Source organism: Parvibaculum sp. (assembly GCF_030694575.1).
GTDB lineage: Bacteria > Pseudomonadota > Alphaproteobacteria > Parvibaculales > Parvibaculaceae > Parvibaculum.
This window is the reverse complement of record NZ_JAUYUS010000100.1, coordinates 93,792-108,389: the sequence shown is the minus strand read 5'-3', so window position 1 is coordinate 108,389 and position 14,598 is coordinate 93,792. Positions and strand designations below refer to the sequence as shown.

General features: G+C 61.2%; 12 protein-coding genes. 6 read left to right on the top strand and 6 right to left on the bottom strand.

Translation table 11 applies throughout. The annotated features are described in order from the left end of the window. Positions 1-9 precede the first annotated feature (9 nt). Positions 10-600, bottom strand: a complete 591-nt coding sequence (locus tag Q8S60_RS14505) for a TetR/AcrR family transcriptional regulator (RefSeq protein ID WP_305278214.1) — start codon at positions 598-600, stop codon at positions 10-12. Positions 601-678: 78 nt separating this feature from the next. Here Q8S60_RS14505 and Q8S60_RS14500 point away from each other — a divergent pair, with 78 nt between their 5' ends. The 4 genes from Q8S60_RS14500 to Q8S60_RS14485 all read left to right on the top strand — a co-directional run bounded on the left by Q8S60_RS14500 (position 679) and on the right by Q8S60_RS14485 (position 5,720). After that, a complete protein-coding gene (locus tag Q8S60_RS14500; RefSeq protein WP_305278213.1) occupies positions 679-2,295 on the top strand; it encodes a carboxyl transferase domain-containing protein in 1,617 nt (538 codons plus the stop codon). A 10-nt stretch (positions 2,296-2,305) separates the two neighbouring features. Then, positions 2,306-4,327 (top strand): acetyl/propionyl/methylcrotonyl-CoA carboxylase subunit alpha, encoded by a 2,022-nt coding sequence (locus Q8S60_RS14495; protein ID WP_305278212.1) that lies wholly within the window; start codon positions 2,306-2,308, stop codon positions 4,325-4,327. Beyond that, entirely contained in the window at positions 4,324-4,758 is a 435-nt protein-coding gene (locus tag Q8S60_RS14490) for a DUF1489 family protein (protein ID WP_305278211.1), read from the top strand. The genes Q8S60_RS14495 and Q8S60_RS14490 overlap by 4 nt, the downstream gene beginning before the upstream one ends. Before the next feature lie 68 nt (positions 4,759-4,826). Then, entirely contained in the window at positions 4,827-5,720 is an 894-nt protein-coding gene (locus tag Q8S60_RS14485; RefSeq protein WP_305278210.1) for an alpha/beta hydrolase, read from the top strand. Between the two features lie 8 nt (positions 5,721-5,728). On the opposite strand, the gene panC is transcribed toward Q8S60_RS14485, so the two are convergent. The 4 genes from panC to Q8S60_RS14465 all read right to left on the bottom strand — a co-directional run bounded on the left by panC (position 5,729) and on the right by Q8S60_RS14465 (position 10,928). Next, on the bottom strand, positions 5,729-6,595 hold the full coding sequence (gene panC, locus Q8S60_RS14480; protein ID WP_305278209.1) for a pantoate--beta-alanine ligase: 867 nt from the start codon (positions 6,593-6,595) through the stop codon (positions 5,729-5,731). Positions 6,596-6,994: 399 nt separating this feature from the next. Further along, positions 6,995-8,173: an iron-containing alcohol dehydrogenase gene (locus Q8S60_RS14475; protein ID WP_305278208.1), complete on the bottom strand. Its 1,179-nt coding sequence runs from the start codon at positions 8,171-8,173 to the stop codon at positions 6,995-6,997. Continuing rightward, a complete protein-coding gene (locus tag Q8S60_RS14470; protein ID WP_305668679.1) occupies positions 8,170-9,564 on the bottom strand; it encodes an aldehyde dehydrogenase family protein in 1,395 nt (464 codons plus the stop codon). Before Q8S60_RS14470 ends, Q8S60_RS14475 begins: the two co-directional genes overlap by 4 nt. Further along, positions 9,561-10,928 carry a glutamine synthetase family protein gene (locus Q8S60_RS14465; RefSeq protein ID WP_305278206.1) on the bottom strand — a complete coding sequence of 456 codons (1,368 nt, stop codon included), beginning with the start codon at positions 10,926-10,928 and terminating at the stop codon, positions 9,561-9,563. Before Q8S60_RS14465 ends, Q8S60_RS14470 begins: the two co-directional genes overlap by 4 nt. Before the next feature lie 225 nt (positions 10,929-11,153). On the opposite strand from Q8S60_RS14465, the gene Q8S60_RS14460 reads away from it, so the two are divergent. Next, positions 11,154-12,005: a division plane positioning ATPase MipZ gene (locus Q8S60_RS14460; RefSeq protein ID WP_305278205.1), complete on the top strand. Its 852-nt coding sequence runs from the start codon at positions 11,154-11,156 to the stop codon at positions 12,003-12,005. Here Q8S60_RS14460 and Q8S60_RS14455 read toward each other — a convergent pair. Further along, on the bottom strand, positions 12,002-13,600 hold the full coding sequence (locus Q8S60_RS14455) for a serine hydrolase (RefSeq protein WP_305278204.1): 1,599 nt from the start codon (positions 13,598-13,600) through the stop codon (positions 12,002-12,004). The two genes, Q8S60_RS14460 and Q8S60_RS14455, sit on opposite strands and share 4 nt — an antisense overlap. A gap of 629 nt (positions 13,601-14,229) precedes the next feature. On the opposite strand from Q8S60_RS14455, the gene clpS reads away from it, so the two are divergent. Beyond that, entirely contained in the window at positions 14,230-14,562 is a 333-nt protein-coding gene (gene clpS / locus Q8S60_RS14450; RefSeq protein ID WP_305278292.1) for an ATP-dependent Clp protease adapter ClpS, read from the top strand. Positions 14,563-14,598: the final 36 nt, after the last annotated feature.

Here is a 14,598-nt window from a genome sequence, read left to right as displayed (position 1 = left end):
TCCCGGGGATTATTTCAGCACGCCCTGCAGGACGAGGCGGGTGTGAATGTCGATCAATTCCCTGCGGCCGATGCGACCTTTGGGATCGTACCATGTGCAGATACCCGTCAACATGGCGAGAATGGCGTAGGCGCTCACAGCTACATCGTCAATTTTGAACAGCTTGCCTGCCACACCCGTTTCGAGAATACCGCTGAGGCGGTCTTCGTAGGCACGGCGGAGGGCAACGATCTTCTTCCGGTTTCGCGGTTCGAGGCTCCGCAGTTCCGCCGAGCCGATGAAGACCTCGCGCTTGCGCTCGATATGGTAGGTGAGGTGAAAGGCGATGAACGCCTTGAGACGATCCAGCGGATGCTCGATGCCTTCCAGCTCCGCGTCGATCCGTTCGAGCAGCGTCACCATGTGGTTGTGGATCAGGTCGTAGAGCAGGTCCTGTTTGGTCGCTATGTGGTTGTAGAGGGAGCCCGGCTGCAGGCCGACGCGGGCTGCGAGCTGGCGAAGGCTCATGGCGTCGAAGCCCTGGGCATAAATGAGGTCGAGACCTGCCTCCCTTATGGCGGCCTGCGTCTTCTTGCCCGATGAACCAGCGGTTCTGCTCAATAACGTCGTCCTTGCCGGGGCCTTGCCCTGTCCAAGATACGAACGTATGATCGTTTTTATAAAAAATCCAGCCCGGGGATGATTGTCGTGTCGGTTCTCAAAACAAGCGTCAATGCGCGGGATGCGCGGTTCAAGGAAAACGCCGGGGCGATGGCCGGTCTCGTGGCCAATCTCGCGCAGGAGAGGGCCAAGGCCGCGACCGGGGGCGACCAGAGGTCGCGCGAGCGGCATGTGTCGCGCGGCAAACTCCTGCCACGCGAGCGGGTTCACGGCCTCATCGATCCGGGTACGCCATTCCTGGAGTTATCCCCGATGGCGGCACATGGCATGTATGGCGAAGACATCAACGCCGCCGGGATCATCACAGGCATAGGGCGGATTGCAGGGCAGGAATGCATGATCGTCTGCAACGATGCGACGATCAAAGGCGGTACCTATTATCCGGTCACCGTGAAGAAACATCTCCGTGCGCAGGAGGTGGCGCTCGAGAACAATCTGCCATGCTTCTATCTCGTCGACAGCGGCGGCGCGAACCTGCCGAACCAGGCGGAAATCTTTCCCGACCGCGAGCATTTCGGCCGCATTTTCTACAATCAGGCGCGCATGTCCGCGAAGGGCATTCCACAGGTCGCGGTTGTCATGGGCTCATGCACGGCGGGCGGCGCCTATGTCCCCGCCATGTCGGACGAGACGGTGATCGTCCGCAAGCAGGGCACGATTTTCCTGGGTGGTCCGCCGCTCGTGAAGGCGGCGACCGGGGAAATCGTGACGGCGGAAGATCTCGGCGGCGCCGATGTTCATTCGCGGAAGTCGGGTGTCACCGATCACTATGCGCTGGACGATACGCATGCGCTCGCCATCGCTCGGCAGATCGCAGGCACGCTCAATCGCAAGAAGCGGGTTGATATCCCCCTCCGCGAGCCGAAAGCACCGCTTTACGATATTGCGGAACTCGACGGCATCGTGCCGTCCTCGCTCTCGGTCCAGTACGACGTGCATGAAGTCATCGCGCGGCTGGTCGACGGCTCGGAGTTCGACGAATTCAAGAAGCTTTACGGCACCACGCTTGTCTGCGGTTTCGCCCATATCCACGGGCTGCCGGTCGGCATCATCGCCAATAACGGCATTCTCTTTTCAGAATCCGCGCTCAAGGCGGCGCATTTCATCGAGTTGTGCTGCCAGCGCAAGGTGCCGTTGCTTTTCCTGCAGAATATCGCCGGCTTCATGGTCGGCCGCGAATACGAGACGGGTGGCATTGCCAAGGACGGCGCGAAGATGGTGACGGCGGTGGCGTCTGCGAACGTGCCAAAGGTCACGCTGATCATCGGCGGCTCCTATGGCGCTGGCAATTACGGCATGTGCGGCCGTGCCTACAGTCCCCGCTTCCTGTTTACCTGGCCCAATGCGCGGATTTCCGTGATGGGCGGCGAGCAGGCGGCGAGCGTGCTCGCGACAGTGAAGCGCGAAGGCATGGAAGCGCGTGGGGATAACTGGAGCGCGGAGGAAGAAGCCGAGTTCAAGGCGCCGATCCGCGCCCGCTACGACGAGGAGGGGCATCCCTATTTCGCGACCGCGCGTCTATGGGACGACGGCATCATCGCGCCTGGCGAGACGCGGCGCGTGCTGGCGCTCGCTTTTTCCGCAGCACTGAACGCACCGATACCGGAGACGCCCTTCGGCGTCTTCCGGATGTGAGGAGGGCATCATGTTCAAATCCCTCCTGATCGCCAATCGCGGCGAAATTGCCGTTCGTATCATCCGCACCGCACGGCGCATGGGCCTCAAGACCATCGCCGTCTATTCGGATGCCGATGCCAATGCCTATCATGTGGCGGAGGCCGATGAGGCCTATCGGATCGGGCCCGCGCCTGCTGCCGAAAGTTATCTCCGGATCGATGCCATTCTCGATGCCTGCGCGCGTTCCGGTGCGGAGGCCGTGCATCCGGGCTACGGCTTTCTCTCGGAGAATGCGGGCTTTGCCGACGCCTGCGAGAAGGCGGGGCTGATATTTGTCGGGCCACCCGCCAGCGCCATCCGCGCGATGGGATTGAAAGACGCCGCCAAGGCGCTGATGGAAAAGGCCGATGTGCCGGTTGTCCCCGGCTATCACGGGGACAATCAGGACGCGGATTTCCTCGGCGAGCAGGCGGAGAAGATCGGCTATCCCGTTCTCATCAAGGCCGTGGCCGGCGGCGGTGGCAAGGGCATGCGCCGCGTCGACGACCCGGCCTCCTTTGCCAAGGAACTGAAGAGCGCGCAGAGGGAAGCCGGTTCCGCCTTTGGCGACGAGCGCGTGCTGGTCGAAAAATACGTGTCGCGGCCGCGCCACATCGAAATTCAGGTCTTTGCCGACAGTCATGGACAGGCCGTGTCGCTTTATGAGCGTGACTGTTCGTTGCAGCGACGGCATCAGAAGGTGATCGAGGAAGCGCCGGCGCCCGGCATGCCGCCCGAAATGCGAAAGGCGATGGGCGAAGCGGCGGTCGCCGCCGCGAAGGCTATCGGTTATCGCGGGGCGGGAACCGTGGAATTCATTGCCGATGCATCCGATGGACTGAAGCCCGATGGCTTCTGGTTCATGGAGATGAACACGCGGCTGCAGGTCGAACATCCGGTTACGGAGGCGATCACGGGCCTCGACCTCGTGGAATGGCAGCTCCGCGTCGCAGGCGGCGAGCATCTGCCGCTGACGCAAGACAAGATACCGCTGAGGGGACATGCCGTGGAGGTGCGTCTCTACGCGGAAGACCCGGCGAAGAAATTCTTCCCGTCCACGGGCCGACTGTTGCGGCTTCGCGCGCCGGAGAACATGCCGCATGTCCGCATGGATATGGGCGTGCGCGAGGGCGACGAGGTCAGCATGTTCTACGACCCGATGATCGGCAAGATCATCGCGCATGGCGAGACGCGGCGGATCGCGCTCAGGACGCTCCGGGGATTTCTTTCGCGCATGGAAGTGGCGGGGCCGAAGACCAATCTCGCGTTCCTCGCCGCCGCGATGGCGCATGAGGCTTTCATCGCGGGGGACATCGATACGGGCTTCATCGACCGCCATCTGGATCAACTGGTGCCGAAAGGGCCGGTGGCGCCGCGCGTGCTTGCGCTGGGGACTGCGGCACATCTCATTGCGCGAAGAGCGGCATTGCGTTCTGCGCAGGCCGGAAGCGACGAGCCCAACTCTCCATGGGCGGAAGCGGACGGCTGGGTGCTGGGCGGCCAGCGCGCCGAAACGCTTCGATTTACTGTGGGCGGTGAGACTGTATCGTTGACGGTGGCGCCGGAAGGAAATGGCTGGCGGCTCTCCGGCGAAATGGGCGGTGCGGATATCGCCGTCAGCGCCATAATGGACGAGGACGGGACCATCAGCGCCACGGTCGACGGCGTTAGGTTGAAGGCGGCCTGCGTGCCGAACGGGCGCGGATTTATCCTCGTCCATGAAGGGATCGCGACCGATTTTTCGATCGTGGATCCCCTCGATGTCGATATCGTGTCGGACGCGGATACGGGCTCGCTGAAGTCGCCGATGCCGGGCAAAATCGTTCAGGTGCTGGTGGAGCCGGGCGCCAGAATTCGAAAAGGCGCGGCGCTTGTCGTGATGGAAGCGATGAAAATGGAACAGACGCTGACGGCGGCGATAGACTCGGTTGTCGCGGCCGTCCATGTCGGCGTTGGCGACCAGGTCGAAGCGGGCGCAACGCTTGTCGCTTTCGAGGAGAAGCCGGGGTGACGGTTCATCTCATCAAGTTGTGTGTCGGCGCCGACGATATTGCCGATCTCGCCACATGGCAGGCGGCGCGGCTGGCCGAGAAGAAAAAACTGAAACAGCCTCAGGTGCTCGCGCATGTGACGCGGATGACGCCGAAACGGGCGGACGAGCTTCTCGACGGCGGGTCTCTCTACTGGGTCATGAAGGGCGTTATCCGCTGCCGGCAGAAGCTGATCGGCATCGAGCCGTTCACGGATACGGATGGCATCGGCCGCTGCCGCCTCGTGCTGGACAATGACATTGTCCCGACCCGCCGGCAGGACAGGCGTCCCTTTCAGGGCTGGAGATATCTCGCCGCCAAGGACGCACCGCCCGACGTCAAAAAGGGCGATCCCGAGGACGATATGCCCGACGAAATGCGGCGCGAGCTGGAAGAGCTCGGACTTCTGTAGCCCCCCAAAAGGGCGGGTGACAGGAGGCGAACCGGGTGGTCGGCTGGAGAAAACACCGGGAGGGACAAATGCGGCGCGATATCGAGTTCAAGACGGAAGACGGCGTCACCCTGCGCGGCTGGTTCTATCCGGCCAAGGACGTCAAGGGGCCGGCACCGACCGTCGTGATGGCGCATGGCTTTTCCGCGGTCAAGGAGATGTATCTCGGCGATTTCGCCGCCTTCTTTGCGGAACAGGGCATTGCGGTTCTCGTATACGACCATCGCAATTGCGGCGCGAGCGACGGCGTACCGCGCGGTCATCTCGATCCGCGCGCGCAGATCGACGGTTATCGCGACGCGATTACCCATGCGCAGTCGATGCCGGAGGTCGATCCCGAGCGCATCGGCATCTGGGGGTCGAGCTATTCCGGCGGGCATGTGCTCGTCGTCGCGGCCATCGACCGGCGCGTCAAATGCGTGGTGTCGCAAGTTCCTCTGGTCGGTGGACTGGAGACGGCGCGGCGGCTTATCCGCGGTGATCACTGGAAAGGGTTGCGAGCCGCCTTTGCGGCGGACCGGGCTGCACGCATGCGGGGGGAAGCTGGCGCCCGGATGCCAGTGACCGCGCCTGAAGGCGAACCGAGCGCCTTGCCGACGGCAGATACCTATGAGTTTTTCACCGAGTTCAGCCGATCGAACCAAACGCCCTGGCAGAATGAAGTGACGCTTCACTCGGTCGAACTGTTCACCGAGTACGAGCCGGGGATATATGTGCCGCGCATCTCTCCGACGCCGCTACTGATGATCGCCGCTCTCGAGGATCACCTGACGCCCTTCGATATGACAGCTGCCGCTTATGAAACGGCGCTGGAGCCGAAGAAGTTTCTGGCGCTACCATGTGCGCATTTCGAGGCTTATACCGGCGACATGTTCAAAATGTCCGCGCCCGTGCAGCGCGACTGGTTCAAAACGCATCTCTGAGAGAGACACTAGACCGGCATGTTGTCGATAAGCCGCGTCTTGCCGATCTTCGCGGCAACGAGGATGCGTGCTGGACTGGTGGGGCGACCGGACGGGAAGGCCGCCAACGAGACGGCATCCCGGATGTCGAGATAATCCAGCTTGTCGAAACCGAGCGCCAGAATCCGCGCCGCGCCTTCCTTCGTCGCTTCGGCTATGGATGCCCCGCCGGCAACTTTCGCGGCGGTCTCTTTCAGGATGACGTTGAGCTGCCCAGCGGCCGTCCGTTCGTCCGGCGAGAGGTAGACGTTGCGGGAGGACATGGCGAGACCATCGGCTTCGCGCATGATAGGCCCGCCCAGAATCTCCACCGGAATATCGAGATCGGCGACCATGCGGCGGATCACCATCAGTTGCTGCCAGTCCTTCTCGCCGAAAATGGCGATATCCGGCATGGCGCGGAGGACAAGTTTCGCAACGACGGTCGCCACGCCCGCAAAATGCGTGGGGCGAAAAGTGCCTTCGAGCGGTTCGCTAACGCCTGTGAGCGAAATGGTCGTGGAGAAGCCGTCCGGGTACATGTCGGCGGCATTCGGCGCATAAATCAGATGTGCACACTCTGTCAGTTTCGCGGCGTCCTCCGCCTCGGTCCGGGGATAAGCGCCGAAATCCTCATGCGGGGCGAACTGTGTGGGGTTGACGAAAATGGAAACGATGACGCGATTGGCTTTCCCGCGCGCCAGATCGACCAGGGAAAGATGCCCGTCGTGTAGCGCGCCCATGGTCGGAACGAGAGCGACGGTCTTGCCCTCTCTCCGCCATGCGGCCACGGCTTCGCGCAGGTCTGCCGCTGTGTGTGCGACGGGAACTTTGTAGCTGGTTGTATCGAGCGGCATGACGGTCTCCAATAAGCCGCGCGGAAGATAGCGGCAGGGCTTCGGCAGTTCAATTGCCGCTGGTTTTTGCCGTGTCGATCCCTATATCCAGCCTATGTACAGATTTTTGCTTGGAGCATTACTGGTGGGGTTCGCGACGCCGCCCGCATGGGCGCAGAGCGCCGTTTCCCCACAGGCGCCCCCACTCAAGACAATCGAAGAGCCGGGGCCGCGCGTCGAGCAGCCCAGGACCTTCGTCCCGGGGCACAAGAGCAAGTATGGCGGCTGGGTGCGGCCCTATACGCACGAAGGTGGTGCTGTCCCGCTACCGGGGCCGGGAGAGAAATCTCAAGGGTATGTGCCCGGCCACCACGACGCCGACGGCGCGTGGGTGCCGGGCCATCCTCAATAGGATTTCTGCTAGGCGAGGCGGCCCTCAATGGCGTTCGCATAGAGCGTCTCATAGATCGGCACGCTCATCGGCAGCGGATTGCCGCCGGTGCAGGGGTCTTCGAGCGCCATGGCAGCTGCCTCGGGGATAACATCGACATCGACGCCGATCTGCTTCAGGGTGTGAGGGATGCCGACTTCCTCGCGGAGTGCCAGCACCCAGTCGATGAAACCGTTGAAGCTGCGATCCTTCAGCGCCAGATAATTCGCCGCGGCAACGATTTTCTCTTCGATTGCCTCGCGGTTATGCATCAGCACATAAGGCATGACGACCGCGTTGGTGAGGCCGTGATGGGTGCTGCGCAGAGACGAGCAGGGATGGCTCATGGCATGCATTGAGCCGAGGCCCTTCTGGAATGCCGTGGCGCCCATGGACGAGGCGGCCAGCATGAAGGCGCGCGCCTCGACATTGCTGCCATGCTTCGTCGCCTCGGGCAGCCATTCCTTGCAGAGCCGCATGCCTTCCAGAGCCACGCCTTGCGCGAGCGGGTGCCAGAAGGGCGAGCACCAGGCTTCCAGATTGTGGGAGAGCGCGTCCATGCCGGTCGCTGCTGTGATGTGCGGAGGCAGGCCGACGGTCAGTTCCGGGTCGCAGATAACGTCGACGGGCATCATCTTCGGATGGAAGATGATCTTCTTGGTGTGGTCGCTCTCATCGGTAATGACGGCCGCACGGCCGACTTCGGAGCCCGTGCCCGCCGTTGTCGGGACGGCAATGACTGGCGCGATGCCTTTCGGGTCCGCGCGGGTCCACCAGTCTTCCCGGTCTTCGTAGTCCCACATGGGGCGCGTCTGTCCGGACATGAAGGCCACGGCCTTGCCGGCGTCCATCGCACTGCCGCCGCCAAAGACGATCACGCCGTCATGCTTGCCCCGGCTGAATGCCCTGAGGCCGGCATCGACATCGGCGCTAACGGGGTTTGGGTGCACGTCGGCAAAAAGGGCGGCGGCGAGGCCGTTTTTCTCCAGCAGTGCCAGCGCTTCGGCGATCATCGGCATGGGCTTCAGGCCGGGATCCGTGACGAGCAGGGGGCGCTCGATGCCTGCAGCTCCGCAAGCCTCCGCCAGCTCCTTTATGCGGCCCGCGCCGAAGCGCATCTTAGTCGGGTAGTTCCAGTTGCCGGTCAGGCTCGGATAGATGTCGATCATTTTGTTTTCGTTCTCAGGTGATAACTTTTCGGTCGCGTCAGATATTCATAGCCGACGCGCGACAGCGTTGCGCCGCGCCCTGTGTCCTTTACGCCGGTCCAGGCGAGAGCGGGATCGAGATAGTCGCAGCGGTTGAGGAAGAAGGTGCCGGTTTCAACACGTTCGCCGATCTTTTCGCCGGCCTCTTCGTCTTCGGTCCAGACAGAGGCGGTCAGTCCGTAAGGACTGTCGTTCATCAGCGCAACAGCCTCGTCATCCGACGTAACCTTCATGATGCCGATCACAGGTCCGAAGGTTTCCTCTCGCATCACGTCCATCTGGTGGTTCACGTCCACCAGGACCTCGGGTCCCAAATAGGGCGTTCCGGGCTTCGAGGCGGGGAAATGTGCTTCACCGACAAGAGCCCGGGCTCCGGCGCGTTTTGCCTGTTCGATCTGGCCGCGCACAAATGCAGCCGACGAGGCGCGCACCATCGGGCCGATCGTCGTTTCCGGGTCAAGCGGACTGCCAAGCTTGTACTTTTTGGTGAGGTCGACAAAACCTTCGACGAAGTCGTCGTAGACGTCGGCATGGACATAGAGCCGCTCCTTGCCGCAGCAGGACTGGCCGGAATTGAAGTAGGCACCGTCGACAAGGTTCTCGATGGTAAAGGGAAGGTTGGCATCGGCGCGGACATAGGCCGGGTCCTTGCCACCGAGTTCGAGGCCTATGCCGATGAAGCGATCCTTGGCGGCATGGACAACGGCATGCCCGCCGGAAACCGAGCCGGTGAAATTCACGAAGTCGACGCGCGGGTCGGCGATCGTCTTCTCAGTCATCTCATGGCTCATATGGAGCACCTGGAACAAACCGTCCGGGGCCCCGGCTTTTTCGAGAGCCATGGCAAAGCGCTCGGCACAAAGCGGTGTCTGACCCGAGTGCTTCAGGACCACCGAATTGCCGGCCATGATTGCCGGTACGACCGAGTTTACGGCAATGAGGTAGGGATAGTTCCAGGCTGCGACGGCGAGAACGACGCCAACCGGCTCGCGTCTGATCCAGCGGCGAAACCCTTCTTTCGGGCCTGGGGCGATGTCGGCAAGTGCGTCGCCGGCTATTGCGACCATGTATCGGGCGCGCTCCTCGAAGCCCCGTATCTCGCCTGCGCCATAGGCAATCGGGCGTCCCATTTGCCACGCGAGTTCAGGGACAATGTCGTCCTTCATTGCAACGAATGCGTCGACGAAACGCAAACAGAGCGAAGCGCGCTCCGCGATGGGGACAAGTTTCCATGCAGCCTGCGCCGCCTTTGCGGTACTCAGCGCACCGTCGATCTCAGGCCAACCGGCCAAGGGCCGTTCGGCATACACGCTCCCGTCGACGGGAGAGATTACTTTCAGCGTATCGGTCATCCGCGCTCGAAGCCTCGCATTAATTCCCAGTCTGTGATGCGGCGTTCATATTCCATCTGCTCCCAGCGCCCGGTGTGGAGATAGTGCTCCACTACATCATCTCCGAGAGCGGCGCGGAGGATATCCGACTTTTCAAGTTCCGTAAGTGCGTCACGTAAGCTCTTCGGCAGGGAAGGGATGCCACCCCCTGCATAGGCATCGCCCGAAAACTCGGGTTCGAGTGTGAGTTTCTGCTCAACTCCTTGCAAGCCTGCGGCCAGGAGAGCCGCAAAGGCGAGATAGGGGTTCAGATCTGCGCCGCCGATGCGGCATTCGATCCGCAAGCTTTTGCCGGTGCCGCACATACGAAAGCCGGCCGTCCGGTTGTCGTTCGACCAGACGATGCTTGTAGGGGCGAAGGAACCATTGACGAAGCGCTTGTAGGAGTTGACCTGCGGCGCAAGAAAATAGCTCAGCTCACGGGCGTGCCGGAGCTGGCCGGCCAGAAACTGCTGACACAGGGCCGACATGCCGTGTGGCGTGGCGTCCTTGTCATAGAAGTGAGCCGCTTTGGCCTTTTCATCCCAGAGCGACATGTGGATGTGGCAGGACGATCCGGCAAGGTCGTAGTTCCATTTGGCCATGAAGGTGATGGCCTTGCCGTGCAGCCAGGCGATTTCCTTGATGCCGTTCTTCAGGATCGTATGCCGGTCAGCCATTTCGAGCGCCTCGGCATACCGGATGTTGATTTCTTCCTGGCCGGGCCCCCATTCCCCTTTGGAGTTTTCCACCGGAATACCTGCGTTCTCCAGGCCATTGCGGATCGCCCGCATGATCCCTTCTTCCTTGGTCGTCGCAAAGACGTGGTAGTCCTCGATATACCAATTGGGGTGTTTCAGGCCGCGATAGTTCTTTTCATGTGCCCCTTCGTACGTCTCATCGAAGAGATAGAACTCGAGCTCGGAGGCCGTGAACGCCTTCATCTTCATCGCGGCGACGCGCTTCAGCTGCTTTTTCAGGATCGAACGGGGAGCATGGGGGACATCTTCGCCGTGATGATCGACCGTATCGCAGATCACAAGGGCGGTACCTGGTAGCCATGGGATGCGTCGTAGAGTTGCGAGATCCGGTTTGAGTGCGAAGTCGCCGTAGCCCTTTTCCCAACTGGTGGCCTTGTAGCCGGGAACGGGCTCCATATCGGTATCGACCGCCAGCAAGTAGTTGCAGGCATGGGTTTCATGTACTGCGGTGTCGAGGAAATAGGCGACCGCCATACGCTTCCCGACCAGACGTCCCTGCATGTCCGGCATCGCCATGACAACGGTGTCGATCTCGCCGGAAGATGCAAGATCGGAAAGCTGGTCGAGAGTGAGCATGCCATTCATTCGCGAGGACCCCCAGGAGATGTCGCTAAAGAAGAGAGTGACGGCAACGCCTGACCTGCCGCCGACTTAGCCCTGTGAGTGTAGCCGGAGAGACGGGGGAGGCCGCAAGGCCTGTCATAGCCCGATCGGCGGCCGCTTTTCGCGCAGTTGACGCTCCAGCGATGAACACCCAAACTCCGCGCGATTCGTCCATCGTATTGCGGTGACGGGAATTGGCGGGGGCCTATGGAAGTCGGCTTGCGGGAGCATCTGCCCGCTCATGTTATCGTTCTGGGTAACGAAAAAGGCGGTTCGGGGAAGACCACGACCGCGATGCACGTTATCGCGCTCCTTCTCCATGAAGGTATGAGGGTTGGCTCGATCGATCTCGACGGCCGTCAGCGGTCTCTGACGCGCTATGTTGAGAACCGACGGGCGTGGGCGGAAGCCGCGGGCGTGAACCTTGTCATGCCCGATCATATTGTCATCACGCGATCCACGCTCGGAACCGTGAGCGAGGCGAATGCGGCGGAGGAAGCCGATATCGACGCTGCGATGGCACGACTCACCGCCGAGAATGATTTTGTGGTCGTGGATTGTCCTGGAAGCGACAGCCACCTTTCGCGGCTTGGTCATGCTCGCGCCGATACCCTGCTCACGCCCATGAACGACAGTTTTATCGATTTTGACTTGCTCGGCAGGGTCGATCCCCAGACTTACAGGATCAAAGGACCGAGCGTTTACAGCGAAATGGTGTGGGAAAGCCGCAAGCGGCGTGCTGTGCGCGACGGTGGGGAAATCGACTGGATCGTGATCCGTAACCGGTTGTCTCACCTTGATGCCAAGAACAAGCGGCGCGTCGAGGCCGTCCTTGAGGCTTTGGCGAATCGGATCGGCTTTCGCAGCGGCCCGGGGTTCGGCGAGCGTGTGATTTTCCGCGAGATGTTTCCTTCGGGGCTCACACTGCTCGATCTGAGGGAGGAGGGGGTGGACACACAAATGTCCATGTCCCATGTGGCGGCACGTGCAGAAGTTCGGGCGTTGGTCGATGCGCTGCAGCTTCCGATTGAAGAAAGAAAAAAAGCGCGCGCCGGTTAGCCGCGCCCTTTTTCCGCCCCGTCCACCGTCTGAGGCAGAGTCCAGTTCGAAGGCGGAATGGGAATGCACTGGATGGCCTGACGAGCCAGCCGTCCGCAAGCATTCTTGGCCGCGCTCTCTCCATCGAACCCGCCGAAACGTGAGCGATAGAGTGTGCGGTTATTCGCTGTTTTCACGGGAATCGTGACCGGAACGGCATCGCCAAGTTCCGTGGGGGCGGCGCGCATGGCCTTGCGGATGCTATCCACCGCATCCGACTGTTCCGCATAGGCACCGATCTGAATGATCCATGTGCCCTCGGGAATAAGGGGATCGCCGTCTCGCCATGACTGAGATGCCGGCGGTTCGCGGCGTGCCGGGTCGTTCGCGGCCGTTCTGAGCAAGGGATTGGCAGCGGCTTCCGGGCTGACGCTTGCATTGGCCGGCGCCACCAGGAAATTGCCAATCTCGCGGCCTGCCTGCATGACGGGGCCTTCTGCGCTCCGAAGCGCTGCGACCGCATAGGCGGTGACGCTGTCGACCGGGGCTGCCACTTCGACTTTTTCAGGGGGCGAAACCGGTTGGGTGATCGCCTTGGCCCGGATAACGGGCTGGGGAGTCGGTGCTACGAGTACCGCCATTTCGACTGGCGCAGGCACGTCGGCCGACAAATCTCCCTGGGCATATGTTTCTTCGTCGGGATCGCGTTCGTCCTCCAGGGACGAAGCAAGTTGCAGAAGCGCCGCCCGATCGTCCTGGGACGCGAGACCCAGGGGACGAACGATCGGCTTCGGAGCCGGTCCGGCATTGGCGGCCATCAGGGTATTGCCGTTTTTCATGGCAATGGCGCGAGGGAAGGCGCGATCGAGAATTTCGATCATATGAGCATCCCGGGTCTTTGCCTGGTTGCCGCCCATCACGACACCGATCAGGAACTTGTCGTCCCGCTCTACCGTAGCCGTGAGGTTGAAGCCCGAAGCATTTGTGTAGCCGGTCTTGAGGCCGGTCGTTCCCTTGTATTCGCCGAGCAACCGGTTGTGGTTGCGGATGCGAGCTTTGCCCCACGCGAAATATTCGGTGCTGAAGTAATGATAATATTGCGGAAAATCGGCCCGCATGCGCTTTGCCAAGGTTGCCTGATCGCGCGCAGTCGTCTTTTGCGCGCTGTTCGGGAGGCCGGACGCGTTTTTGTAGGTTGTTCGTGCCATGCCAAGTTCGCGGGCCTTCTTGGTCATCAAGACCGCGAAATCGTCTTCCGTGCCGGCTATGTAAGCGCCAGTGGCCGATGCCACGTCGTTTGCCGAGCGCGTCACGAGCGCAAGAATGGCGTCCTCGACGCTGATCGTTTCACCGGCCCGCAGTCCAAGCTTGGACGGGGGCATGCCAGCTCCGCGCTGCGTCATCGTAATGCGGGATTTCAAAGTGGCGTCGCCCGCTTGCAGCTTCTCAAAGAGAAGATACAGCGTCATGACCTTGGTGAGAGAGGCGGGATAGCGGTATTCGTCCGCGTTGCGGGCATACAAGACCTGGCCCGAATAGGCATCCATAACGAGCGCCGCCTCTTTGGGCGCTGCCGCATGAACAGGCGAGCCTAACGCCAGGAAGAAGAGTGCCACTAAACCAGCTATACCAAAACTGGCCGCGAAACCGCTCCGACCTGAGGAAATGCGCGCAAAACTCGTGGGCGCAGACCCCTGCATACCGACTTAATCCCTCTTTTTTGGCACACCCTGCCTGTGCGTGCCGCCCCGAAACTCGTCCCGGTCAGACTGTAGCGCGAGAACCACAGCTTGCGAAGACCCCTCGGGGGCCAAAATGTCGAAAACCGTAGCTATCTTAGGCGCTTGCCAGAATGACCGGACGATATGCCGTAGGTATTACCAATTTATTAACAAGGTTAACGAATCCCTAATTTTGGTGGAAGGCGCTGCGGGAATCGGCGTAGGCGTAGTCTTGAGCCTCGATGTCGACTGTCATGCTTCGCGTCGGGTGCGCACCTATGGATGGGCTGGATATGTTTCCGTGCCTCTGTCACACACGTCCGACGCATCTCCGGCCCCGGCGAGCCACGCCCCCGAAGGTTCCCGACGCATCGCAAAATCGCCGAGATGCACCGCTATGATTAGGATGGGCTTTGAATTTCGCGATGTTCGACTATCTAATGTGTTGGTTGCAAAGACGTAGTGGCAAGGCGACCGAGCAGTTCAAAGCCCGGACGCTCCATGAGATTTCGGCGGGAACGGGGATGTCCGACGACAGGCGGCGCGGGGATGACGACGGAGGTTCGGGTACCGGCGTCATCACGAAGACGAAGCCGAAGACCAAAAAGCCATCGCTCTACAAGGTATTGCTGCTCAACGACGATTACACGCCCATGGAGTTCGTCGTGCATGTGTTGGAGCGGTTTTTCAATAAGGGGCGAGATGAGGCGACGGTAATAATGCTTCATGTTCATCAGCACGGAGTGGGGATTTGCGGCCTCTATACATATGAGGTGGCTGAGACAAAAGTGACCCAGGTGATGGATTTTGCGCGGCAGCACCAGCACCCGCTGCAGTGCACGATGGAGAAAGAATAGTAGCGCGTCGTAGCTGTACTTTGGTTCAGCAGAAGG

Bases quoted from the DNA above. Each gene is read 5' to 3' on its own strand.
- Q8S60_RS14500 (WP_305278213.1), top strand. From the start codon at position 679: ATGATTGTCGTGTCGGTTCTCAAAACAAGCGTCAATGCGCGGGATGCG.
- Q8S60_RS14495 (WP_305278212.1), top strand. From the start codon at position 2,306: ATGTTCAAATCCCTCCTGATCGCCAATCGCGGCGAAATTGCCGTTCGT.
- Q8S60_RS14485 (WP_305278210.1), top strand. From the start codon at position 4,827: ATGCGGCGCGATATCGAGTTCAAGACGGAAGACGGCGTCACCCTGCGC.
- panC (WP_305278209.1), bottom strand. From the start codon at position 6,595: ATGCCGCTCGATACAACCAGCTACAAAGTTCCCGTCGCACACACAGCG.
- Q8S60_RS14475 (WP_305278208.1), bottom strand. From the start codon at position 8,173: ATGATCGACATCTATCCGAGCCTGACCGGCAACTGGAACTACCCGACT.
- Q8S60_RS14470 (WP_305668679.1), bottom strand. From the start codon at position 9,564: ATGACCGATACGCTGAAAGTAATCTCTCCCGTCGACGGGAGCGTGTAT.
- Q8S60_RS14465 (WP_305278206.1), bottom strand. From the start codon at position 10,928: ATGAATGGCATGCTCACTCTCGACCAGCTTTCCGATCTTGCATCTTCC.
- Q8S60_RS14460 (WP_305278205.1), top strand. From the start codon at position 11,154: ATGGAAGTCGGCTTGCGGGAGCATCTGCCCGCTCATGTTATCGTTCTG.
- clpS (WP_305278292.1), top strand. From the start codon at position 14,230: ATGTCCGACGACAGGCGGCGCGGGGATGACGACGGAGGTTCGGGTACC.